This window comes from Chryseobacterium sp. BIGb0232 (genome assembly GCF_024810195.1).
GTDB classification, from domain to species: Bacteria; Bacteroidota; Bacteroidia; order Flavobacteriales; family Weeksellaceae; genus Chryseobacterium; species Chryseobacterium pennae.
The window spans coordinates 302219-325582 of the sequence record NZ_JANUEH010000004.1 but is presented as its reverse complement, the minus strand read 5'-3'; the positions used below and the strand labels follow the sequence as shown (position 1 = coordinate 325582).

24 protein-coding genes are annotated in these 23364 nt (G+C 35.9%); 14 read left to right on the top strand and 10 right to left on the bottom strand.

Features of this window, described 5'->3' with window-relative positions; genetic code table 11:
- Positions 1-45: 45 nt before the first annotated feature.
- Positions 46-1584, bottom strand: coding sequence for a sensor histidine kinase KdpD (locus M2372_RS12995; RefSeq protein WP_123320424.1), 1539 nt, complete (start codon positions 1582-1584; stop codon positions 46-48).
- 201 nt (positions 1585-1785) lie between these two features.
- Here M2372_RS12995 and M2372_RS12990 point away from each other — a divergent pair, with 201 nt between their 5' ends.
- Positions 1786-2271, top strand: a complete 486-nt coding sequence (locus M2372_RS12990) for an SRPBCC domain-containing protein (protein WP_123320425.1) — start codon at positions 1786-1788, stop codon at positions 2269-2271.
- A gap of 121 nt (positions 2272-2392) precedes the next feature.
- Here the strand turns inward: M2372_RS12990 and M2372_RS12985 are convergent, their stop codons facing one another.
- The 8 genes from M2372_RS12985 to M2372_RS12950 form a co-directional block, all read right to left on the bottom strand.
- Positions 2393-3220, bottom strand: coding sequence for a hypothetical protein (locus M2372_RS12985; protein WP_123320426.1), 828 nt, complete (start codon positions 3218-3220; stop codon positions 2393-2395).
- Position 3221: 1 nt separating this feature from the next.
- The gene (locus M2372_RS12980) at positions 3222-4061 is read right to left on the bottom strand and encodes a hypothetical protein (RefSeq protein WP_123320427.1); all 840 of its coding nucleotides are present in this window, start codon (positions 4059-4061) and stop codon (positions 3222-3224) included.
- Between the two features lies 1 nt (position 4062).
- Positions 4063-4950, bottom strand: a complete 888-nt coding sequence (locus tag M2372_RS12975) for a hypothetical protein (RefSeq protein WP_148060795.1) — start codon at positions 4948-4950, stop codon at positions 4063-4065.
- Positions 4951-5507: 557 nt separating this feature from the next.
- Positions 5508-5846, bottom strand: coding sequence for a hypothetical protein (locus tag M2372_RS12970; protein WP_115968190.1), 339 nt, complete (start codon positions 5844-5846; stop codon positions 5508-5510).
- 162 nt (positions 5847-6008) lie between these two features.
- Positions 6009-6254: a four helix bundle protein gene (locus M2372_RS12965; protein ID WP_228455760.1), complete on the bottom strand. Its 246-nt coding sequence runs from the start codon at positions 6252-6254 to the stop codon at positions 6009-6011.
- Between the two features lie 12 nt (positions 6255-6266).
- Entirely contained in the window at positions 6267-8312 is a 2046-nt protein-coding gene (locus tag M2372_RS12960) for a S9 family peptidase (protein WP_123320429.1), read from the bottom strand.
- 141 nt (positions 8313-8453) lie between these two features.
- Entirely contained in the window at positions 8454-9194 is a 741-nt protein-coding gene (locus M2372_RS12955; protein ID WP_123320430.1) for a uroporphyrinogen-III synthase, read from the bottom strand.
- 12 nt (positions 9195-9206) lie between these two features.
- On the bottom strand, positions 9207-9875 hold the full coding sequence (locus M2372_RS12950; RefSeq protein WP_123320431.1) for a DUF4271 domain-containing protein: 669 nt from the start codon (positions 9873-9875) through the stop codon (positions 9207-9209).
- Positions 9876-10114: 239 nt separating this feature from the next.
- Here M2372_RS12950 and M2372_RS12945 point away from each other — a divergent pair, with 239 nt between their 5' ends.
- From M2372_RS12945 to M2372_RS12930, 4 genes are all read left to right on the top strand, one after another.
- Positions 10115-10831, top strand: a complete 717-nt coding sequence (locus M2372_RS12945) for a polyprenol monophosphomannose synthase (protein WP_123320432.1) — start codon at positions 10115-10117, stop codon at positions 10829-10831.
- 47 nt (positions 10832-10878) lie between these two features.
- The gene (locus M2372_RS12940; protein WP_115968646.1) at positions 10879-11244 is read left to right on the top strand and encodes a DUF4296 domain-containing protein; all 366 of its coding nucleotides are present in this window, start codon (positions 10879-10881) and stop codon (positions 11242-11244) included.
- Positions 11245-11309: 65 nt separating this feature from the next.
- Positions 11310-12440: a tRNA guanosine(34) transglycosylase Tgt gene (tgt, locus tag M2372_RS12935; RefSeq protein WP_065400151.1), complete on the top strand. Its 1131-nt coding sequence runs from the start codon at positions 11310-11312 to the stop codon at positions 12438-12440.
- A 5-nt stretch (positions 12441-12445) separates the two neighbouring features.
- Positions 12446-13558 (top strand): LptF/LptG family permease, encoded by a 1113-nt coding sequence (locus tag M2372_RS12930; protein ID WP_123320433.1) that lies wholly within the window; start codon positions 12446-12448, stop codon positions 13556-13558.
- Here M2372_RS12930 and M2372_RS12925 read toward each other — a convergent pair.
- Positions 13552-14268, bottom strand: a complete 717-nt coding sequence (locus tag M2372_RS12925) for a biotin--[acetyl-CoA-carboxylase] ligase (protein WP_123320434.1) — start codon at positions 14266-14268, stop codon at positions 13552-13554. The genes M2372_RS12930 and M2372_RS12925 overlap by 7 nt on opposite strands.
- 87 nt (positions 14269-14355) lie before the next feature.
- Here M2372_RS12925 and rsfS point away from each other — a divergent pair, with 87 nt between their 5' ends.
- The 9 genes from rsfS to M2372_RS12880 all read left to right on the top strand — a co-directional run bounded on the left by rsfS (position 14356) and on the right by M2372_RS12880 (position 23363).
- Positions 14356-14721 (top strand): ribosome silencing factor, encoded by a 366-nt coding sequence (gene rsfS / locus M2372_RS12920; protein WP_115968178.1) that lies wholly within the window; start codon positions 14356-14358, stop codon positions 14719-14721.
- A gap of 21 nt (positions 14722-14742) precedes the next feature.
- Entirely contained in the window at positions 14743-16764 is a 2022-nt protein-coding gene (gene ftsH / locus M2372_RS12915; RefSeq protein ID WP_115968176.1) for an ATP-dependent zinc metalloprotease FtsH, read from the top strand.
- 136 nt (positions 16765-16900) lie between these two features.
- Complete coding sequence (locus M2372_RS12910) at positions 16901-17482, top strand: LUD domain-containing protein (RefSeq protein ID WP_165852152.1); 582 nt, start codon at positions 16901-16903, stop codon at positions 17480-17482.
- 24 nt (positions 17483-17506) lie between these two features.
- On the top strand, positions 17507-18379 hold the full coding sequence (locus M2372_RS12905) for a phosphatidate cytidylyltransferase (RefSeq protein WP_115968173.1): 873 nt from the start codon (positions 17507-17509) through the stop codon (positions 18377-18379).
- 4 nt (positions 18380-18383) lie between these two features.
- A complete protein-coding gene (locus tag M2372_RS12900; RefSeq protein WP_123320435.1) occupies positions 18384-19037 on the top strand; it encodes a phosphatidylserine decarboxylase family protein in 654 nt (217 codons plus the stop codon).
- A 464-nt stretch (positions 19038-19501) separates the two neighbouring features.
- On the top strand, positions 19502-20494 hold the full coding sequence (locus tag M2372_RS12895) for a Two component regulator three Y domain-containing protein (protein ID WP_123320436.1): 993 nt from the start codon (positions 19502-19504) through the stop codon (positions 20492-20494).
- A 100-nt stretch (positions 20495-20594) separates the two neighbouring features.
- The gene (locus tag M2372_RS12890; RefSeq protein ID WP_123320437.1) at positions 20595-21008 is read left to right on the top strand and encodes a transposase; all 414 of its coding nucleotides are present in this window, start codon (positions 20595-20597) and stop codon (positions 21006-21008) included.
- Position 21009: 1 nt separating this feature from the next.
- The gene (locus tag M2372_RS12885) at positions 21010-21330 is read left to right on the top strand and encodes a helix-turn-helix domain-containing protein (RefSeq protein WP_123320438.1); all 321 of its coding nucleotides are present in this window, start codon (positions 21010-21012) and stop codon (positions 21328-21330) included.
- 221 nt (positions 21331-21551) lie between these two features.
- Positions 21552-23363: a hypothetical protein gene (locus M2372_RS12880; RefSeq protein ID WP_123320439.1), complete on the top strand. Its 1812-nt coding sequence runs from the start codon at positions 21552-21554 to the stop codon at positions 23361-23363.
- The last annotated feature ends 1 nt before the right edge of the window (position 23364 follow it).

Genomic DNA, 23364 nt, shown 5'->3' with positions numbered 1-23364 from the left:
TCCTTTAATTATTAATTCATATCATTCATTACTCATTCCTTATGTTTACCCCATCGGCAGCTTTATCGTAAATGTACTTCCATCTCCTTTGTTGGAGTCTACAATAATCTCTCCTTTGTGGAGTTCTACAATTTTTTTAACGTAGGAAAGACCTAATCCCTGTCCTTTTACATTGTGAATATTTCCGGTTTCTTCTCTGAAGAATTTCTCGAAAATCTTTGTTTTATTCTGGGTTTCCATTCCCATTCCTTTATCAGAAATTTCAATGACATACCAATGTCCTTCATTTCTTGTCTCCACATGAATTTCCGGTTCTTCAGGAGAATACTTATTGGCATTATCCAGTAAATTCACCAGCATATTCGAGATATGAAACTCATCAATTTTAAAATTATAATGAGTAGCATTGAACTTTTGAGTCAGGGTTCCGTTTCTCTGTTGTACGATCAGATTGAAAGACTCTGTTGTTCTCTTGATCAATTCCCTTACATTGGTTTCTCTCAGGAATAATTCTACCTCATTTCTTTCAAGCTTAGACATGTTCAGAACATTTTCCACCTGTTTTTTCATCCTCAGGTTTTCCTGTTTAATCAATTCGGAATAGTATTTTACTTTATCCGGGTTGGTGGCAATCTTATCATTGGCCAATGAATCTGTTGCTACAGAAATGGTGGCCAGTGGTGTTTTGAATTCGTGGGACATATTGTTGATGAAGTCTGTTTTCACTTCAGCAAGCTTTTTCTGCCTCATCATATAATTGATGGAAATGATATAAATTCCAAGAATGGTAAGCAATGAAAGAAAAGTACCCAATAACATAGGCCAGTTGTTCATAGCCAGAGAATATTCCTTTTTAGGGAAAACTAAAGCCAGATTATATAAGGTATTGTATTTCTTATCTGTGAAAAGAGGATAGTTATATGTATTGCTGTCTTTTTTTTCTTTGTAAGCTTTATTGGCAATACTGGTAAGTTTATTGTCTTTGTCTATAATTCCATATCCGAATTTTGCGCTAATTCCTCTGATTTTTAATTCTTTTGTAATCACAGAATCAAGAGTGGCCGGGCTTACCCTTTGTGCAATAGGTAAATTATTCCCATATACCTTTACAAACTCTTTTACTGCATAATCCCCGGTTTCAATATCCTGATTGATGTCCGAGGTAAGAATTTCACGGTTGGTGGTATCTCTTTTTATTTTGTAAGCAGCTTCATCAGTGTATAAAGTAGTAAGCTTTACAGAGTCTCCTTTTTTAGAAATAGGAAGCTGTGCATTGGAGATAATATTTTTGGAATAGATGATCTGTCTCTGAGTTCCGGAATCCTCTACCTGTTGAATGGTAGTAAGAGAAGGGTTTTTACTGTTAGCAAGAATGGTATTTCTGTTATCCTTAGTAAGATATTTATCAGCTTCAATTTCTTCAATTGTTTTTGAAGTACTTTCCAAAACGGAATAAACTTTATTGGAAAAGTCCTGTTCCAGTACACCGTAATAGCCTTTCAGCCAATAAAATTGGAGCGTAACAAAGACAATCAGTGAGATCGTCATAAACACCGATATTATTGGGATGAATTTATTATTCATTATTTAATTATATATGTTTTGGAAGTATGAATGTTAAAATTAATTGTTTTAAGACTACGTAAACAAAAAACGAGCCAAAAAATTATGTTTTTTATCTTAAAAGATTGTTTTTTAACAATTATTTATGAATTATTGTTTACTTGTCATAGGAAAAGTCCTTTCTGTAAATAAAGACTTAACTTTATTTAAAATTATTACTTTATGGAATCTAATATCATTTTCAACAAAGATTTTGACTCAAAAAGTGTCTATGTAATGAATATTTACAACGCTGATGTTTCTGAAGTGTGGAACTATTTTACCCAATCTGAATTATTGGATCAGTGGTGGGGACCCAAACCCTGGAAAACTGAAACGGTAAAACAGGATTTCAAAGAAGGTGGAATCTGGCTGTATGCGATGGTAGGCCCTAACGGTGAAAAAGGATATTCCCAATCCCAGTATGGAGAAATCATAGAACATAGAAGTTTTGACTGGACGAGTGCTTTCTGTAATGAAAACGGAGAAGTTAACGAAGATGCTCCAAGATCAAAATGGCTGATCGGTTTCACTGGAGTAGAAGAAGGAACAAAAGTTACAGTTAATATCCATTATCAATCAGAAGAAGTAATGAAAAGAATGCTGGATATGGGATTCGAGGAAGGTTTTAAAATGGGACTCAGCCAGCTTAAAGAAATCATCGGATAATCATCGGAAATGAAAAAAGTAGTGACAGATCATTAATTTTATACAATGAAAATCGGGCACTCCAAGTGGAGTGCCCGATTTAATGAAATATGGAATAAAAAATGTTTCGTGTTATCTCAGATTATAGTTTTTCTATGCTAATAAAAGTTCCGTCTGTAGGAACAATTTTGTAGACATCGGCCACTGTTAGAATAGAAACTCCACCTGAAACCTGAACTTTAAGCTTATCTCCTTTGTCAAACATTGCTAAAAACTCCATAGTTCCCACTCTGTTAGCTCCGGCTGTAATCAAGATCGCTTCATTCAAAGGCACATCATTTCTGGCAATGATAGCCCCGTTTTTTAAAGCTCTGAAAGAAATTACAGGTGGACTTACATGAATTCCGGAAGTTTTCACCTTTAAGCTGATAAGGATCTTATAAAATCCCGATTCTTTGAATGTGAAATTGCTGAAGCTGCTGTTTACTGCTCCCTGAGGATCAATGATGCCAAGTTTATCGCCATCCAGAGACGTATTGTGGAATCCGAAAGGCACATCTTTTTCTCCGCATCCGATCAATATGCATCCTACAGATGGAAAATCACTTTCAGCAGTTGTTGGGTTCATGCTGGCGCGAGTAGCCCTTCCTCCGGTTTCATAAAAAGTAGGTTTCCATATATCCCCGTCGTATACTACCACTCTCTGAATATCTTTTCTGTACATAATCATTCCCTGCATAGAAGGATCTTCGTCAAAACGATTAGGCAGACTGGTATTGTACAGAGGTAATTCGGTTTCATTATTTACGGTTGGTATCATCATTCCTTTAGATCCTGCAGCACTATCATCCTTATTCACAACACTGAACATGGAATTTGGGCTTGGATTGATCGCACTTCCAATAATAACCTGAGAAAATGCCATTGTGGCTGTCATCAGAAGGGTGGTGATATATATATTCTTTCTCATTTTAATTCAATTTTTCTATATAGATAAAAGTATCTTTATCGTTCATTTTAAACTTCACACCAGTTCCTACATTTAATCCTGTATCAGCTTGGATGCCAGCTCTTAGTCGGATCTGATCTCCTGCGTGCAGATATTTTGTAGTGGAAAAGTTATTTACTGAATTTGCACTGCCGGCTGTTACCAATAATCCGTAAAGCAAAAAGCTGTTTTCATGAATTTTTTGCCATCCATCTCCGGCAGCAGCGGCATAGAGAGCCTGTAGTGAAATAATGGTAGCTGCATTTCCTACAGAAAGACCTCCGGCGCTACTTGTTTTTACAGATGGATTGATTCTGTAGAAACCATCTGTCGGAATTGTAATTTCTCCATTAGCGTTTACCGTAACTTTTAAATTATTGATATTATTTCTATCAAAATCAGCTAAAATATTAAAAGATAGGGTAGGGCGTCCTGTAATTCCCAATACATTGGCTACGGATACATCAGCCACATTGGATCCCAGAATACTTACATTTTTATAATTTTTGATACTCCTCTCTGTTGCGGCAATCCATCTGTAACCATCGTATTTTACTACATCTTTGAGTTCCTTGCTATAAAATACCAAGCCATTATCTTCAGGTTTGTTTTCATACAGATCCGGGTGTGTTGCATTATAGTGAGGAAGTTGAGTGTGGTTTTCAACAGCGGGAAGCATAATCCCTTTGGCATTATGCTCTATCTGTAAAGCTGCTCTGGTGTGAACTGTTTCAGGTTTGTTACCCATTTTTACCTGAGCAGATCCCAGTGTACTTATCGCTGTTACAATAAAGACTTTGAGCGTAATCGTTTTTCTCGTCATTTTAATCACTTACTTTGGTGAACATTATTTCTCTTGGGTAGTATTTGGAGATATTGGCATTGGTTGCAGCGGTAAGAGTAACCACTACAGATACTGTTGCCAATGGAGAATGTATTCTCGAAACAATATAATCTCCTGGATTCAGGCGGATTCTGGTGGTTGTAAATGCAGCAGTATTGGCATCTCCACCAATTCCCAGGATGCCATAATAATCTGGGAAGAATGTGGTAAGTTTTACTTCGTTGTAACTTCCATTGCTTTGCTTCAGATAGGCTCTTAATTGATATTGAGGTCCACTGGTAAGGGATACTGCTCCTCCTGTTTTGGAAGGAACATTCAGGTAAATGTCATAGACTCCGGCTTCATTGATGACAAATTTGGAATTATTAAAGGTTTTGTCTCCATAAAGTCCGCCTCCGGCAACTACTGCTGCTTCCTTCGTTATATTAAGGCTATTGTAGGATTGTTTGCCATCAACAGGTGCGCTGAAACTAAGTCCTACATGTCGGCCACATCCAAGAAGTACGCATGCTACGCCTATTTCTTCATCCGCATTGGATAAAAACCTGGATTGTTTCAATTTAAAGTCGGCAGTTGTAGGTTCATTGTTCCATTTTCCTCCGTCATAGGAATAAAATGTAGCATGTGTTTTTTCGAACATCATCATTCCTGTCATCTCACTGTCTGAGGTGGCAGAACTGTACAACGGAAGATTCTCCGGTGCAGATACTTCAGGAAGCATCATCCCGTAATTCTTACCTTCGTATTTTCCGTCTACCTGTAAAATGGCCTTATTGTGGATTTCGACTGTTGGATTTTTCGAAATACCTACTTGTGAAAAGGCCATGCTGACAATGAGCAACATTAGAGAAGTGCTAATTTTTTTCATGGTTTGATTTCTATTTAAATTTTAATCTGTCTTTTATTCAGAAGAATTTTTTTTGAAATACATAGTTTTTCAGTCCTCAGTTTTTTTGTGTGTATTTTTTTCAAATTTTTATCTGTCCCGGTTCAGGTCGAACTGGGATTTCATTTGTTTTTGTCTTTTTTTTCAGTGCTGTACATAGGTTGTAAGCCTGAAGAAATTGACCATTGTTATTCTGAGGGGAATTGACCACAGTGGCGGGTCAAAAGAATTTGGTCTGTATGCCTCTAAATTACAAATCTAATATGGAATATGTCTATTAAATTACGAAAAATTATAAAATATGAATATAATATTCGTAAAATAAGCATGTAATTAATTGATAACTAAATGGTTTAAAATATTAACTCAAACTTAAAAAATAGGATATTTTTTAAATATTAATCTTGTTTTTGTTTAAAAAAAATAGAGACAAGTTTTGGCTTGTCTCTATTTGTATAAGGGGAAGTGATGTTTTAGAAGGGTTTTGCTAATAATGCTATTGTTTTATTAGTAAATTTTCAAATTATCACATTTTCGACTTAAATAAGTTCTTCTTCCTGGAAGTATTGAATAATCGCCTTTTTCATGAGCAAGGACTGCTCATTAGGTCTTAATTCAGGAAGGTCTTCCAATTTTTCAAAGTGTGGCCACCCATCTTCATAGTGCGAGAATTTGTAATATCCAAAAGGTTCAAGCAATCTGCAAATTGCAATATGTATCAGATTTACCTTGTCTTCTTTTGTGTATTTTTGCTGCCCACTGCCCAGTTCCTGCAGGCCTATTAAAAACAGCAATGTTTCAATAGGCGGGTTCTTCTCGGTTTGGAAATTGTCCTCGAAGAACTGTTCTATTTTTTTCCAATATTCGGAATCGTTCATATAATTGATAAATGATGATTAATAATTAATGTTGCTAATGTTTTAATTCTTCACCTAATTTCTTTTTATAGGGGGAAGTCGCTATCACAATTTCATCAGTCTTGTGATAAGCTTTGTTATATTTTCTTTTTCCAGCAGATGAAGTTCATCTATTAACTCTAGCTAGAATAAAGTTTCATCAGCTTCTTCTACAACAATACATATCTTAGAGTATTTCTCTTTTGTAGATCGTGCTCTGCACATAGCTCTATAATTACTTGTTGTTGATGAAACAGAGCGGAATATCTGTTTTCTTATATTTGAGATTTTGTCAGAATATGGGATTTCGGATAATTCATTAATAATTGTGATTGTTAATGCTTTGGTTCTTCTTGCGAAGATCTGGTTATAGTTATTGCCGAAATCCATATCAATTATCTTTTATAAATTATCATTTATTTTCAATAAGAATGCATATTCTAGTGCGTCTTCTTTCAGTGATTCAAATCTTCCGCTGGCTCCGCCATGTCCTGAACTCATATCTGTTTTAAAAACCAGGATATTATCGTCGGTCTTTAATTCTCTAAGCTTGGCGGTCCATTTTGCAGGCTCCCAATACTGTACCTGAGAATCATGGAATCCTGTGGTGATAAGCATATGCGGATAATTCTTAGCTTCTACATTATCATAAGGTGAATAGTCTTTCATATAATGATAGTATTCTTTATCATTAGGATTTCCCCATTCATCATATTCTCCGGTCGTTAACGGAATTGTATCATCCAGCATTGTAGTAACTACATCCACAAAAGGAACCTGTGCCACAATTCCATTGAATAACTGTGGTTCGTAATTCATCACGGCACCTACAAGCAGTCCTCCGGCACTTCCGCCCATTGCATATAGATGATCAGATGAAGTGTAGTTTTCCTTTACAAGATATTTTCCTGCATCAATAAAATCGAAGAAGGTGTTTTTCTTGAACAGCATTTTCCCGTCTTCATACCATTCCCTTCCCAGGTATTCACCACCACGGATATGAGCAATGGCGTAGATAAAACCACGATCAAGGATAGAGAGTCTTACATTTGAAAAGCTGGCATCTACCGTATGTCCATAACTTCCATATCCATAGAGTAGAACTGGGGTTTCTGCTGATTTTTTCGTGTCTTTATGATATACAAGAGAAATTGGAATTTTTGTTTCTCCGTCTCTGGAATCTGCCCAGATTCTTTCAGAAATATAATTTTCCGGGAAAAATTTTCCACCTAATACTTCCTGCTGTTTCAGAAGTATCGTGGTTTTATCCTTCATGTTGTACTCGTAAGTAGAGCTTGGCTGCGTCAGGGACGTATAGCCATACCGTAAGACCTCAGTGCCAAATTCAAGATTGATTCCTATATAAGTAGTATAAGTTGGATCAGAGAATGGCAGGTAATAAGACTCCTTCGTTTTTTCATCAATAATTTTGATTTGAAGCAATCCTTTTTCCCTTTCCTCCAATACCAGATAATCTTTGAATATTTCGAAACCTTCCAGTAAAATTTCGGCACGGTGAGGGATTACATCCACCCAATTTTCCATACCGCAGTTATCGATCTTGGTTTTTACAATTTTAAAGTTCGTAGCATCATCTGCGTTGGTGATAATATAAAATTCATCTTCATAATGTTCTACTGAATATTCAAGGTCATCTATTCTTGGCTGGATGACTTTCCAGTCTGCAAAAACATTATCTGCAGGAATAAAATGATGTTCATCAGAAATTGTGCTTGAACTTGCGATGAAAATATATTGTAATGATTTTGTCTTGAAGACATTTACATCAAAGGTTTCATCCTTTTCATGGAATATAAGGATATCTTCAGTGGGATCAGTTCCCAGTTTATGTCTGTAAACCTGGAATGCGCGGAGACTCTTGTCTTTTCTGATATAAAATACGTGCTGGTTATCATTGGCCCAAACTACTTTTCCTGTGGTATTCTGGATTTTATCCTGAAGAATTTCACCGGTCTTTAAATTTTTGAAGTTTAAAGTATAGATTCTTCTTCCTACATTATCTGAAGAAAAAGAAGCCAGTTCATTATTGGGGCTTACGGCAACGCTTCCTACTTCAAAGAATTCTTCACCTTCCGCTAACATATTGACATTAAGTATGATTTCCTCCTCGTTATCCAGAGTTTCGTACTTTCTGCAGAAGATTGGATATTCTTTTCCTTCCTCATAACGCACAATATACCAGTATTCATTAAAGATATAAGGTAAAGACTCATCATCCTTCTTATAACGGGCTTTCATCTCTTCGAAGAGTTCCTCCTGAAGCTCTTCGGTGTCTTTCATGATGAATTCTTCGTAAGCATTTTCTTCTTCAAGATATTGAATGACTTCCGGGTTTTCCCTTTCATTAAGCCAGAAGTAATGGTCTACTCTTCTGTCGCCGTGGGTTTCTAATATTTTTTCTATTTTTTTTGCCTGTGGAGCTTTCATCAGAATATTTTAATTTTTATACGTCCGGATATACTTTCGAAGACGTTTTATTCAATGTTAATTTTTGTTCAAATGTAGTCAAAAAAAAACCATCTTTCCTTTATTGGAGAGATGGTTAGCTTTATTTTTTTGTATTAAAGACTATTTGTGTAGAGCTTTAATATATTTTTCAAGGGCCATGGTCATAGAAGGAGTTTCCTTCGTAGGAGCCATTAGATCTACTTTTAATCCTGCTTCTTCTGCAGCGGCCAGAGTGGTGTTTCCGAAAACGCCAATTTTGGTCTCATCCTGCTTGAATTCCGGGAAATTCTGTTGCAGAGACTTGATTCCCTGTGGGCTGAAGAAGATCAACATATCATAATCCTTAATGTTGATATCAGTTAGATCACTGCATACAGTACGGTACATAATTGCTCTTGTCCATTCTACGTTTGCAGAATCCAAAGTTTTTATAATATCCGGACTTAAAACATCTGAAGATGGCAACAGATATTTTTCAGTTGGAAACTTCTTGAACAGAGGAAGAAGATCTGAGAAGTTTTTCTCCCCAAAGCTGATTTTTCTTTTTCTGTACACGATGTGTTTCTGAAGATAGTTGGCAATTGCTTCTGACTGACAGATATATCTCATTGTATCCGGAACTGCAAAACGCAATTCTTCTGCAAGTCTGAAGTAATGGTCAATAGCATTTTTACTGGTAAAAATGATACCGGTATATTGCGTCAGATCTATTTTCTGAGTTCTGAGTTCTTTATTGTCAACCCCTTCGACGTGGATAAATGGACGGAAATCAATCTTTATTTTTTCCTTCTTCGCTATATCCAGATATGGAGAAGACTCACTAGGCGCTGGTTGAGAAACCAATATAGACTTTATTCTCATCTTTGACATTTATTAAAAAAATAACAACTTCCAAAGCAGTAATAATGGTGCGATTTGGAGCGTGCAAATATACAAAAATTTATAATACCATTTCTCGGGAAGAATCTTGTTCTTGTGAAATAAATAGAAAAAAACTTTGAAAATGAATACAAAAGAAAAGAATGAGAAATAATACAGGAACATTTTATTTCTGTCTATAGGGAAGTAATAATGAGTGATACACAGAATTATCAACAAAAAAGACAGGATGAAATAGAACTTTGTAGAGGTGAAATAAAAAATTGTCCATTTTTTTCCATCTCCGATACTTTGATAAAATAAATAACCTAATGTTGATTTGATCAGATAAAAAAACATAACCGCCAGCAAAGTGTACCCAAACTTATTAAGCTGGTATCCTCCGACCTGCAGATCTGCAATATATTTAGGGACTACCGGAATATACTGAGAAATCAAAACAGACAACGTAAGCGTGATCACACAGGAAGTAATGATCCAGCTCGGCAGGTTATTACTGGCATCAAAATATTTTTGAAGCAGAAAGTCTTTAAGACTGGCATCCCTTTCTATAATGTTCATCATGAAAACATATAAAAATATACAGCCTATAAGTATAAAAATGACCCAATCGTTATTCTCAGGTATTCTTACATGATTGATGTAGTTTGGTGATGACGGCAAATTTTAAGTTTTTTATTTTTTTATTTAACTATAAATAACACAACTTGGCATAGATTTTCTTTATTGCTTCATCTGTTAAATCTAATCTTAAACCTATTTTTCAACGATTTTTCTATCTCATTCAGAACTGCGAAAACAATCTTTGTCTGAGCTGCGAATCTTTGAAAAAGATTTTTGCAAAATTATAGATTATTTTGTATAAAATAAAAAGGTTAAATAAACTATCTTTGCAAACTGAAATGAAAAAACTCGTCATCATCCCAACATATAACGAAAAGGAAAATATTGAAAATATTATTTCCGCGGTTTTTGCATTGGAGGATGACTTTCATATCTTAGTGGTAGATGATTCTTCTCCCGATGGAACTGCGGAAGTGGTAAAAGAACTGCAAAAGAACCATCCCCATTACCTGCATCTGTCGATAAGACATACTAAAGACGGTTTGGGTAAAGCCTATATTCATGGATTTAAGTGGGCGATCGAAAATAATTACGACTACATTTTTGAAATGGATGCTGATTTTTCACATAATCCCAATGATCTGCCTAAACTATTTGAAGCTTGTCTGAATGCAGATATGGCCATCGGTTCCCGGTATTCAAAAGGAGTAAATGTGGTGAACTGGCCTATGGGAAGAGTATTATTGTCCTATTTCGCTTCGAAATATGTAAGATTTATTTTAGGACTGCCTATTCATGATACTACAGCCGGTTTTGTCTGCTTCTCACGAAAAGTATTGGAAGAGATAGGATTAGATAATGTAAGGCTGAAAGGATACGGGTTTCAGATAGAAATGAAGTTCAGAGCTTTCAAAAAAGGGTTCAGAATTGTGGAAGTTCCTATTATATTTACCAACAGAATTTTAGGAGAAAGTAAAATGAATGGCGGAATTATCCATGAAGCTGTTTTTGGTGTTTTAAACCTGAAGTGGAAATCAATTATCAATAGATTATAAAACGGAGCATGCCTTTTCTTCCATTAAAAAAGTATAAAAATAAGCTGATGAAAAAAATGATCCTTGTTTTTGTTTTTCTGGGACTGTTTTCATGCAGTGATTATATCGATAAGCCTAAAAACCTGGTCGACCAGGACGTGATGGCAGAAGTTATTGCTGACCTTATTGTTACCGATCAGGCTAATTTTATGTTTCAGGACAAAAATATGGAGGCCGGTACCCGATTTATTTTAAAATCCCATAAAGTAAAACCTTCTGATTTTGTTGAGAGCTTTAAATATTATGTGATCAAAGAAGAAATGGAAGATATTGCCAATGAAGCGCAGCAGATTTTACTGAAGAAAGATCCAAAAGCGGATAAATATGTAAAAGATAAGTTGAAGCAGGCTGAAATAGGCACGCCTTTAAGATAAATGATGAAGTGGGCTTTGCCCGGACAATGACAATCGTTGATAGTAATCAACTAAAAAGTGTACAAATGAAATTTTTTAATATAGAAAAAACCTCTGAAGGAAAAGCCAGAGCAGGAGAGATCACTACAGATCACGGAAAGATTCAAACGCCTATCTTTATGCCGGTAGGAACTGTTGCGAGTGTAAAAACAGTTCATCAGAGAGAATTAAAAGAAGACATTAAAGCTCAGATTATTCTGGGAAATACTTACCACCTTTACCTTCGCCCAGGAATGGAAACAATGCAGGATGCAGGAGGTTTACATAAATTCATGAACTGGGATCTTCCTATCCTTACAGATTCAGGAGGTTTTCAGGTGTTCTCTTTGGCGAGCAACAGAAAAATGACAGAAGAAGGAGCCAGGTTCAAATCCCATATTGACGGAAGTTATCACATGTTCTCTCCGGAAAGATCAATGGAGATTCAAAGACAGATCGGAGCAGATATTTTCATGGCTTTTGACGAATGTACTCCCTATCCTTGTGATTATAACCAAGCGAAATCATCCATGGAACTTACACACCGTTGGTTAAAAAGATGTATCGACTGGACCAATGATAATCCTGAATTGTACGGACATAAGCAAAGACTTTTCCCGATTGTTCAGGGATCTACCTATTCTGATTTAAGAAAAATTTCTGCAGAGGTAATTTCTGAAGCAGGAGCAGAAGGGAATGCAATTGGAGGGCTTTCAGTGGGAGAGCCTGAAGAAGAAATGTACAGAATTACTGATGAAGTAACAGATATTCTTCCAAAAGAAAAACCAAGATACCTGATGGGAGTTGGAACTCCTTGGAATATCTTGGAATCTATTGGGCTGGGAATTGATATGATGGATTGCGTTATGCCTACAAGAAATGCCAGAAATGCAATGCTTTTCACATGGCAAGGGGTAATGAACCTTAAAAACGAAAAATGGAAACGTGACTTTTCGCCTTTGGATGAATTCGGGACCAGCTTTGTAGACCGTGAATATTCAAAAGCGTACCTTCGTCACCTGTTTGTTTCAAAAGAATACCTGGCAAAACAGATTGCTTCAATTCATAACCTTGCGTTTTATCTTGATCTGGTAAAAGTTGCAAGAGAACATATCCTTGCTGGAGATTTCTATGAGTGGAAAAACTCTGTAGTACCTGTTCTTAGACAAAGACTGTAAGAATTATGCTTAAGATTGTAGACAAATATATCATTAAAAAGTATCTTGGAACTTTCAGTTTCATGCTGGTACTATTGTCTATAGTGGTGCTTGTCATCGACGTTCAGCAAAAAATTCCAAGGATAGAAAATGCAAAAGCGCTAGATCCCAAACTGGATCTGGGGTATTTTCTGCTTCATTTTTATCCTTACTGGATTATTAATCTTGTAGTAACGTTTCTTTCCATTCTGGTCTTTATTACCGTGATCTATTTCACTTCCAGGATGGCAAATAATACTGAAATTGTAGCCATTATCAGTAGTGGCGCCAGTTTTCACAGATTTTCAAAACCTTATCTTTATACTTCAATCCTGATTGCATTAGGAGCGCTTGTGGTGTACCATTTAGTTCTTCCGTGGGCAAATATCAAAAAAAATGAATTGGAGGCCTATACCTATAATGCTGCCAATAAGGAAAAGATTCTTGGAACGGCTCCGGCTTCTTCACAGCTCAGCAGAACAGAGTATATCTTTGTAGATTCCTGGAATAAAAGAGAAAAGAGAGGATCTGGATTTGTTTACCAGAAGTTTGATAAGGACAGAAAAATGGTTTATGAACTAAAAGCCAGTGAAGTGTACTGGCATAAGGATATAAAACAGTTTGTCCTAAATAATTATCTTGAAAAGACCATTAATAAAAATAATTCAGAAACACTGAACAGCGGTTTGGAGCTTAAAAAAAACTATAGCCATTCCCCTGAAGAACTTTTCCCTAATGAGCTTTTGGGACAGAACAAGACAACTCCTGAGCTTTTAAAATTCATTGAAAGAGAAAAAGCAAGAGGAAACAGTAACCTGAATTCATATCTGAATGAGCTTCATCAGAGAACCTCAATGCCTGTTTCTATCATTATTCTGACTTTCCTTGCCCTTTCTCTGTCATCACAAAAGAAGAGGGGTGGTTTGGGAATCAACCTAGCTATCGGGATTTCGCTGGCTTTCCTTTTTGTCTTTTCGTTTGAAGCTTTAAAGGTAGTTTCGGAAAATAAGAGCCTGTCGCCTGCATTGGCTATGTGGCTTCCTAATCTCGTATTCCTGCCGCTTACCCTTTATCTTTATATCAAAAGAGCAAATCAGTAAAGGAGTTTTACTTCTTTGTGGTAGAAAGAACACATCCCGTCCTTTTCCAATTCGATCCAGAGTTCACCCTTTTTGTCTGCATTTCGGATGATGCCATTTTGTCTCTCTTTTTCGATTTCAAAAACGGAGATTTCATCCTTTCGGAACAAATTTTTATTGAACCTGTCCAGTATTTCCTGGTCAGAAGGAATATTTTTAAGTTTTTCAGATAAGAATTCGTGAAGTCTTAAACTAAGGTCTTCAATGTCAAATTCCTGCCCTGTCTGTGTCAGGAGTGAACCTGCTGTGGATATTTTTTCAAATTTATCCTGAAGAATATTGATTCCGGTTCCGATAATAAAATAATTGTTTTGATTAATTTTTTTCTTTTCAATCAAAATTCCAACGATTTTTTTACCTTTAAGGATAATATCATTCGGCCATTTAATTTTCACATCATAATCAGCCAAATTGGCCAGGAAATCCCTGACAATAATTGCGGTATAATAATTGAATATAAAGTCGGAGCACAGGATGTTTTGAGTATTCACTGCCAGCGTATAAGCCAGGTTTTTCCCGGCGGTTGGAGTCCATACATTTCCATACTGACCACGGCCTTTGGTTTGATTGAAAGTATGCAATCCTATAAAATCTGAATTTTTATAAAGTAAAAACTTTGATATTTCGTCATTAGTAGAAGAACATTCTTTCAGATAGAAGAGTTGACTCATTTAAGAAAACTTTAAGACATTAAGCGGGTAAAAGTAAGGTTAAAGTAAAGAAAAAACAATAAATTTGCAGATTATAGTATTTTTTTAATGAATAAAACAGCAGAAAAACAAGCACTAATAGATAAAATCGTTGAAGCACTTCAAGATGTAAAGGGAGAAGATATCATGATCTTTGATCTATCAAACATTGAAAACTCAGTAGCGGAGACGTTCGTAATATGTAGCGGAAACTCGAATACACAAGTATCAGCATTAGCTGGGAATGTAGAGAAAAAAGTAAGAAACGATCTGAAAGACAGACCTTGGCATGTAGAAGGTAATGAAAATGCCATGTGGATATTGGTAGATTACGTTTCTGTAGTGGTTCATATATTTCAAAAAGATGTACGTGAGTATTACGATATAGAAGAACTTTGGGGTGACGCAGTCATTACCAAAATTGAAAATGAATAATAAAAATTTTAAAAAGTCTAAATGAATAACAAAGGATTCAACTGGTTCTTTCCTATTGCAATCATAGCTCTTTTGCTTTTCTTCGGTTCCAATTTCCTTGGTGGAGATGCAGCAAAAACTATTGATGAAGATGGTTTCTTTAGAGAAATGCAGGCGGGTAAAGTCCAGAATATTATTATATACAAAGACATAGAGAAAGCTGATGTTTTCCTTACCAAAGAAGCAAAATCAGCAATGGTTTCCAAAACCGGAAAGGAAAATAACCCTTTTTCAGCTTTAGATATGGCCCCAAAAGCAGATTATTCTGTAAAATACGGGGATCTTCAACTATTTCTTCAGAAATTTGAACAGATCAAGGCAACCAATCCGGCTATTAAAACCGCTAAAGATTACGGAACCGGAAAAAGTCCTTTTGCAGATATTCTGATATCCGCATTGATCTGGATTGCGATCTTGGGATTATTCTACTTCCTTCTTTTCAGAAAGATGGGTGGTGGTGGAGGCCCTGGCGGACAGATTTTCTCTATCGGGAAATCTAAAGCTAAGCTTTTCGATGAAAAAGAAAGAATTCAGGTAACATTTAAAGATGTTGCTGGATTGGAAGGAGCTAAAGAAGAAGTTCAGGAAGTTGTAGATTTCTTGAAAAACTCTGAAAAATACACAAAATTAGGAGGTAAGATCCCTAAAGGAGTACTTTTGGTAGGGCCTCCGGGAACAGGTAAAACCTTATTGGCTAAAGCTGTTGCAGGAGAAGCTAAAGTTCCGTTCTTCTCACTTTCAGGATCAGATTTCGTGGAAATGTTTGTAGGAGTTGGAGCATCCAGAGTAAGAGACCTTTTTGCTCAGGCGAAAGCTAAATCCCCAGCGATCATCTTTATTGATGAGATTGATGCCATCGGACGTGCAAGAGGAAAAAATAATTTCTCTGGTGGAAATGATGAAAGAGAAAATACATTGAACCAGCTTCTTACTGAAATGGATGGTTTCGGAACCGATACAAATGTTATCGTAATGGCTGCAACCAACAGAGCGGATATCCTTGATAAAGCTTTGATGAGAGCAGGACGTTTTGACCGTTCAATCTATGTAGACCTTCCGGAATTACATGAGAGAAGACAGATTCTTGACGTTCACTTAAAGAAAATCAAGCTTGATGACAGCGTAGACAGAGATTTCTTAGCAAAACAGACTCCAGGGTTCAGTGGTGCAGATATCGCTAATCTATGTAATGAAGCAGCACTTATTGCAGCAAGAAACAGTCACGAGTTCGTAGTAAAACAGGATTTCCTGGATGCAGTAGACAGAATTATCGGTGGTCTTGAGAAAAAGAATAAAGCAATTAAGCCTTCTGAGAAGAGAAGAATTGCATTCCATGAGGCAGGTCATGCAACCGTTTCATGGCTTACAGAGCATGCGTCACCATTGTTGAAGGTAACTATTGTACCAAGAGGTCGTTCCCTGGGAGCAGCATGGTACTTACCGGAAGAAAGACAGATTACAACAACTGAACAGTTACTTGACGAAATGTGTTCACTTTTAGGAGGAAGAGCAGCAGAGCAGGTAGCATTGGGTGATTACTCTACAGGAGCACAAAATGACCTGGAAAGAGCTTACAAACAGGCCAACTCAATGGTTACAATCTATGGTTTGAGTGAAAAAGTAGGACACGTTTCTTACTATGACAGCTCAGGTCAGTCTGATTATTCATTCTCTAAGCCATATTCTGAGAAAACAGCAGAGGTGATTGATGATGAAATCAAGAGATTTGTAAGTGAGCAATATGACAGAGCAATAAGAATTCTTACAGAAAATAAGGATAAGCTTGATGCTCTTGCCAATAAGCTTTTAGAAAAAGAAGTGATCTTCCGTGAAGACCTTGAAGAGATTTTCGGAAAGAGAGCATGGGATCCTGAATTGACAGAGAAACCGGTTACCAATACGATCCCTGAAAAAGATCTGCCGGAAGTACTGGAAACTCCTCAGATTAAAGAGAAAGAGGAAGAAAGCGAAATACAGGCTCCAGAAAGCCCGACACAGCTTTAAAATCATCTTAAAAATAGGATATATTAAACCTGACAACTTTAAAATTGTCAGGTTTTTTCATATTTAAGGAGATATTTTGGAATCTATTGTAATTTATTTTCTATTTTTGTATAAAGTTGACTAAAAATAGATTAAGTTGAATTTATTCAAGAGGATTGTAAGCAAACTTACCAACCAGCCTGAGGAAGAGGAAGAACAGAGCCTGGAGAAGCTTGGGGATTCGCTGAAAAATGCGGATCTCGACTATAAGTTTGCGCAATTATTTACGCATTCGGGGGGATTTTTTAATTATTGTGCAGATGAAGCGGAGGCTCTACAGACTTTAAATCAAATTATCAAGATAGAAGGTATTAATAATCTGTTCTGTTGGGATAAGGAACTTCAGAACTTTTTAAATGTTGTAAAGACTTCCTATACTTCAGAACTGCAGCCGTCTAATGAAGCAGCATTCATCACCTGTGAATACCTGATTGCTTACGACGGGAGAATTATGCTTTCTCACAATAATATTCTTCATTATCATTCTTCAAGGTTGCCGGATAAGATTATTATCATTGCCAATGTTTCACAGATTGTAAACAACCTGAATGATGCCATGGGGAAAATAAAAAGAAACGGAAATATCAAGAACCTTACTTCCATCAGTGGAAGCCAGTCTAAAATGGACAGTTCTTCCAATTCCAATACAAAACTGTTTTTATTGTTGCTTGAAGATTAAGCACCCACCTCTAAATTTTAAATTTTGGACAAAAATCTTATTCAAAGAACCGTTTCAGGTCTCGTTTATGTAGCCATTATCATTCTTTGTTCTACTCCGTTGGGAGCACAGTTTATCAATAGTGTTTTTCCCGGCCTTATTCAGCAGCAGTATCTTTATCATGGATTGATGAGTCTTTTACTGATTGTAGGAACCTGGGAATGTGTTAAAGTCATGAAATTCGGAAACGGATATGAAAAATGGGTGGTTTATCCATTGGTTATTTTCATATTCTATATTTTTTCCAAACGATATTTCCATCACGATTTCTTTTTTGATTTCAGACTAAGCGAAATATTGGCGCTGGCGCTGATTGGTATAGCTGTAGTCACTTTATTCAAATATCCTAACGAATTATACTATGACAGCGGAAAGCTGATCTTTACGGTCATTTATGTGGCTCTTCCGTTCAGCTTTGCATTAGGGTTACCTAAATTCTCCAGCTATAATGAAAGTTTTTCTCTGGAGGTCCTCTTTCTGTTTATCCTGATCTGGAGTAGTGATACTTTTGCTTATCTGGTAGGTAAATTCTTTGGAAAACATAAAATGGCACCTAAGATTTCCCCTAAAAAAACATGGGAAGGATATGCGGGCGGTGTTGTTTTAACATTGGTTTTATCTTACTTTATAGAACATTATCAGCCTGAGCTTCGTGCCAACTGGATGGTTGTAGGATTTTTAGTGGCAGCTTTTGCTCCACTGGGGGATTTGGTAGAAAGTCAGCTGAAGAGAAACTTCGGTGTGAAGGACAGTGGAAACATCATTCCAGGGCATGGAGGAGTATTAGATAGGCTGGATAGTTTTATTATCTGCGTTCCTGTCGTATATTTGTACTTTATTTTAGAAAAATTTATTTAGTCTCATGAAATTGCATAGAGAATCAAAAGGAACGATTACCGTAGCGACAATACTTTTTCTGGTATTGGGAGCATTAGCCATCTATTTCCTTAAAATATGGTCCTTGTTGATCATCGTACCTTTGTTGGTCATTTATTGTCTTGTATTCTGGTTTTTCAGAGTTCCAAGCCGTACTATTCTTGACCACAAAGAGAATGTTATCGCTCCGGTTGACGGAAAAGTAGTAATGATCAAGGAAGTGGAAGAAAATGAATTCATTAAAGGAAAGGCCATTCAGGTTTCTATCTTTATGTCTCCATTGAACGTACACATCTGTAGATATCCGGTTACCGGAAAAGTGGTGTACAAAAAATACCATCCGGGAAAATACCTGGTAGCATGGCATGAAAAGTCTTCTACTGAAAACGAAAGAACAACAGTAGCTGTTGAAACTTTAACCAACCATAAAGTTGTTTTCAGACAGATTGCAGGATATGTAGCCAGAAGGATCGTATTCTACTGTAATGAAGGAGATCAGGCAAAAGCCGGGCATGAGTTCGGATTTATTAAATTCGGGTCGAGAATGGACGTATTCCTGCCTTTAGATACTGAAATCATCTGTAAGATCGGAGATATTACAAAAGGTGGTTTGGATATTATTGCCAAATTGAAAAAGTAAAACTTACTCGTAATCATATCAAAAACCGTTCTGAAAAGGACGGTTTTTTTATTTTTAAACAGGAATTCCAATCAGATTTACTTTGCTTATATTATTAGGTTACACAAAAAGAATAAGCAAAAAGGTTCGATCTTTTTGTACAAGGTAGTTGAATTGCTCTCATATACTGAGTTTAAATACGCATAAGTAGTATTGAGTATGACGAAGGAGTCTTTTTCTTGCTGGGATAGATAATTTTGTGCTACAATAATGCTTGTAATGGTTAAAATTTGATCAATTCTAATATTGAATTTCAAGTAATTTTAACTCTAATTAGAATATTTAAATCACACCCTTTTTAACGGATACATAACGTAAGCAATTTTTTTGTGGTTTTTGTTGGGTGTGAAAGACTTGCTAATGTGAGCATGATTTCTTGCTGAGCAGAACTACTTGCTTGAATTTTATTACATAAAAAAAACAAAATGATTTATAAATTTTTCTTTAAGATGATCAATAATGAGGCGGAAAAAACCGATCATGATTTTGATAGTAATTATCAGAATCTTATCAATCGGTATTTACTTTTGCTGTTTTTTATATTTTTATTTTATTCCATTGTCATAATTGTCTTTTTCAGAGATGTTGTCATTTCAATTTTTCTTACTTTTCTTACCTTATCGTTTTTATTTTTACTGGCTATAAAAGGGAAGATAAAACGATTTAGAAAACCCCTGAAAGCATTTATAATCTCTATATTTGTGTTGCTGACCTTAATTGTGAGTTTTTTTAATGTGTACACCTATAAGAATGCAGGTGTAGAGTATTTCTATTTTTGTCTGTTGTTTGCGGTGCCATTCTTTATGAATTATAATAAAGATACTTATTCAATATTCTTTATTGTTTTTATTATCAGTATTAATTTTATTGTTTGTCTGTATTTTGATTTTACCTTTCTGCCTAAGAGTAGTTTTTTGGAAAAAGAAGATTTTAAGACGATAAGATTGTGGAATATTTTATTTTCTATTGCGTCCTTTCTGATGGATGTTGTTTTTATTACCCAAAAAGATGAGCTGATTCACGGATTGATTCATGAAAAAGAAATAAAGGATTCCAGAATCAAAGATTTAGTAAAGACCAATGCAGAATTAATGAAGCAGCAAATGCTTATCAATAACCTTTCTGAAGATAATATTCAGGAAATTTTAAATCTGGCAGAAAATAATTCTCCTGTTTTTTTTGAGAAATTTCAGATATTTTTTCCACACTTCATTCCGGAAATTTTAAACATAAACCCTAACCTTATTCATTCGGAGCTGTTTTTTTGCGCATTGATGAAACTTGATTTTGATACTAAAAAGATAGCGCAATGTACTAACAATAGCATACGTGCTGTGGAAAGTAAGAAATATAGAATACGCAAAAAACTGAATATTTCCTCTGAAATAAACATCAACAGTTTTCTAATCAAGATTTAAGCGTGATGATTCTAAGTTTTACTACTCATACGTAGTTTTGAGTGGGTGCGGATGTTATTTATTTTGTTCACAGTGTATATTTTTACTTTAAAATAACACAATGAATATTAAAAGCATCCATATTGGAACACTGATACAATCTAAGGTAGCAGAGCAGCAGATTTCAATGGAACGGATTATGAAATTTTTAAGTAAGACAGAAAGCGAAGTTGAAGGTATGTTCCGTGAGAAAAGCATTGATACAGATATCCTGTTGAAGTGGTGTAAGCTTTTAAAATTTGATTTCTTTAGATTTTATACTGGCCATCTAATCTTGTATGCTCCTTATTCCAGAACGGATAACACTATAAAACAGCAAGAAGGTACGATGATTTTCAGAAAAAGTATCTATACACAGGAAGTAAAGAACTTTATACTTGAGAAAATAAGAGCTGGAGCTATGTCTTCCAGTGAGGTTATTACCAGATATAATATTCCCAAGACAACCCTTCATAAATGGTTAAAAAAAATATAATATGACTCCAGATTATAAACAAATCTATTCAGATATCCTTCAGGAAAAATTTCCTGACAAATGGGTAGATGCGGAAATAATAAATAAGCTTAATACATTGAATTCCGCTTTGGATGTCCTGAAATTTAATAAACTCATTTTTGGAGAACCGGAATCTATGATAGGATTCAACAATCAGAGACTTCGTTCTTATGATGAAGAATCTATTTTAAAAATTCTTAGATATCAGAAACAAAACGGGCTTAGCAACCTGCAGATAAGTAATGATTTTAAGATAAGCAGGAACACGATTACCAAATGGAAATCTATTTTTAAAATATGAAATGAATTTCGTTTCAACTCCCGGGTTGGTACTTTTGGCTGAATCCATTGAAGAATTATTGCTGAGATCAGGGGGGCCTTATTTATGTCTATTATGAGTTTTACTACGCGTGAGTAGTATTGTGTAGGGTAATTTAATTTGTAATGGGCTGTTGATGATAATTTTGTGTTGGTTAAATGACTGAGAAAAATTTAATCATTAAAACAATTATAACTTAATAAATGATGAACACAAAATTGAAAACGCCTTTGGTGAAGGTTTTGCTTATTATCCTGCTTTCTGCCTTTGGAAAATTGTATTCGCAAACCAATAATGGGTCTGTGGGAATTAATACAGCTTCACCCAATTTGAATTCTGTTCTTGACGTTGTTTCAGGAAATAATAACAAAGGAATACTTATTCCCCGGCTTACTGAATCACAGCGGAATGCCATTACAATTAATAAGACCGCTGATGACGGTTTAACTATCTACAATACTACAGAAGATTGTTTCAACTACTGGAGCTTTGCAGATGATGAGTGGAAAAGTGTATGCGGACAGCTCGGGAAAGGAGTCTTTACCATAGATTGTTCTGCAACCCAGGCTATGGGTAGTTATGTAAAAGGTAAGGATCTTACCAATTCTAATTACTTAAGTGTGAAAGTTAATGTAACGAAAGTAGGAAATTATATCATTTCCGGAACCACCTCAAACGGATATAATTTTTATGGAACAGGAGTATTTTTGAATACAGGAATACAAACCATACAGATTTCAGGGCAGGGTAACCCTCAGAATATCCAGACTGACGAAGTAGCCCTTAATGCCAATGGTACTGATGTAACCTGCACGCCTCCAGTATCTATTACCGTTCTCAGTCCTGCAGGATCTTATACAATGGGCTGTGGAAGTGCAACTGTGAATGGAGTTTATAAAGTAGGAACCGCTCTTACTGCTTCCCATACTATTACTTTGCCGGTAAACGTTTCGGCATTGGGAAGCTATACGATTACTACCAATACTGTTGATGGAATTTCCTTCAGTGGATCGGGAACTTTTACTGCTACAGGAAATCAGAATGCTACGCTTCAAGGTATAGGTTCTCCTTCTTCCACAACTATAAAAACGATAACGATTACTTCGGACAGTCAAGGTGGAGTTTCAACAACCTGTACGGTAAATGTTATCGTGGTTGTTCCAAAGAAAAAACTTTTAACGATCGGAACAGCACCAAACGGCTGTGGCTATAACGTATCGGGAACTTCTCCATCAGGTATGGTGGCTAAAGCAGCTGCTAATTTTGGAACACTGGCCAACAGTATCGTAAAATATGAAGGCTGGGATCAGATCATAGATGGTACAGACAGCCCGAACGCTACACAGTTGACAAACTGGACAACCGGAGCCAATCCCGTAGATATTATTGTAATAGGATATGCATGGGGAATGAATGCTGCAGAAGCACTGGTATTAAGAAACTATCTGGCAAAAGGAGGGGTAATCATTGCTTATTCTGAAAGTAATAGCGGAATGCAGAATCTTTTCAGAAATGTTTTTGATGGATCAGTAAATACAGGAAGTGTAAACAGTGCAGGAGCAATCTATAAACTACCACTTACTAATGATGAAATACTGAACGGACCCTTTGGAGATATACGAGGACTACAGTGGGGAGAAGATGCTTCTTCTACAACCTATGCAACAGGACTGCCTTCAAGTGAAATTACAGTATATTCAGGCGATACAAATATCTCTACCGCTTCACCGTCAGGAACTATAGGAAGAGTAACAGCATTTAAGCATAATACGCTTAACTTCATCTGGGTAGGAGATGGGGGATTCAACTCTCAGTGTGGATCCGTGGCCTCTCCAAATACCTCAGATACGATATGCCCGTTCTATGCAGACACTAATTATAAGCCAATTGCTAAACCCAATTATGGAAATGGGACAGCTGCTTATGAAATGAATGTGTATAACTCAATATTCTATGCAAACGCTCTTGCCTGGGCGATTAAAAAAGCAGAATTCGGGGGAATAAACACAAAATGAT

Coding starts and splice junctions, on each gene's coding strand:
- M2372_RS12985 (WP_123320426.1), bottom strand. CDS start 3,220: ATGAGAAAGAATATATATATCACCACCCTTCTGATGACAGCCACAATG.
- tgt (WP_065400151.1), top strand. CDS start 11,310: ATGAAATTTTTTAATATAGAAAAAACCTCTGAAGGAAAAGCCAGAGCA.
- M2372_RS12975 (WP_148060795.1), bottom strand. CDS start 4,950: ATGAAAAAAATTAGCACTTCTCTAATGTTGCTCATTGTCAGCATGGCC.
- M2372_RS12965 (WP_228455760.1), bottom strand. CDS start 6,254: ATGGATTTCGGCAATAACTATAACCAGATCTTCGCAAGAAGAACCAAA.
- M2372_RS12925 (WP_123320434.1), bottom strand. CDS start 14,268: ATGAGTCAACTCTTCTATCTGAAAGAATGTTCTTCTACTAATGACGAA.
- M2372_RS12880 (WP_123320439.1), top strand. CDS start 21,552: ATGATGAACACAAAATTGAAAACGCCTTTGGTGAAGGTTTTGCTTATT.
- M2372_RS12900 (WP_123320435.1), top strand. CDS start 18,384: ATGAAATTGCATAGAGAATCAAAAGGAACGATTACCGTAGCGACAATA.
- M2372_RS12945 (WP_123320432.1), top strand. CDS start 10,115: ATGAAAAAACTCGTCATCATCCCAACATATAACGAAAAGGAAAATATT.
- M2372_RS12955 (WP_123320430.1), bottom strand. CDS start 9,194: ATGAGAATAAAGTCTATATTGGTTTCTCAACCAGCGCCTAGTGAGTCT.
- M2372_RS12960 (WP_123320429.1), bottom strand. CDS start 8,312: ATGAAAGCTCCACAGGCAAAAAAAATAGAAAAAATATTAGAAACCCAC.
- rsfS (WP_115968178.1), top strand. CDS start 14,356: ATGAATAAAACAGCAGAAAAACAAGCACTAATAGATAAAATCGTTGAA.
- M2372_RS12995 (WP_123320424.1), bottom strand. CDS start 1,584: ATGAATAATAAATTCATCCCAATAATATCGGTGTTTATGACGATCTCA.
- M2372_RS12885 (WP_123320438.1), top strand. CDS start 21,010: ATGACTCCAGATTATAAACAAATCTATTCAGATATCCTTCAGGAAAAA.
- ftsH (WP_115968176.1), top strand. CDS start 14,743: ATGAATAACAAAGGATTCAACTGGTTCTTTCCTATTGCAATCATAGCT.
- M2372_RS12940 (WP_115968646.1), top strand. CDS start 10,879: ATGAAAAAAATGATCCTTGTTTTTGTTTTTCTGGGACTGTTTTCATGC.
- M2372_RS12930 (WP_123320433.1), top strand. CDS start 12,446: ATGCTTAAGATTGTAGACAAATATATCATTAAAAAGTATCTTGGAACT.
- M2372_RS12970 (WP_115968190.1), bottom strand. CDS start 5,846: ATGAACGATTCCGAATATTGGAAAAAAATAGAACAGTTCTTCGAGGAC.
- M2372_RS12895 (WP_123320436.1), top strand. CDS start 19,502: ATGATTTATAAATTTTTCTTTAAGATGATCAATAATGAGGCGGAAAAA.
- M2372_RS12990 (WP_123320425.1), top strand. CDS start 1,786: ATGGAATCTAATATCATTTTCAACAAAGATTTTGACTCAAAAAGTGTC.
- M2372_RS12890 (WP_123320437.1), top strand. CDS start 20,595: ATGAATATTAAAAGCATCCATATTGGAACACTGATACAATCTAAGGTA.
- M2372_RS12980 (WP_123320427.1), bottom strand. CDS start 4,061: ATGACGAGAAAAACGATTACGCTCAAAGTCTTTATTGTAACAGCGATA.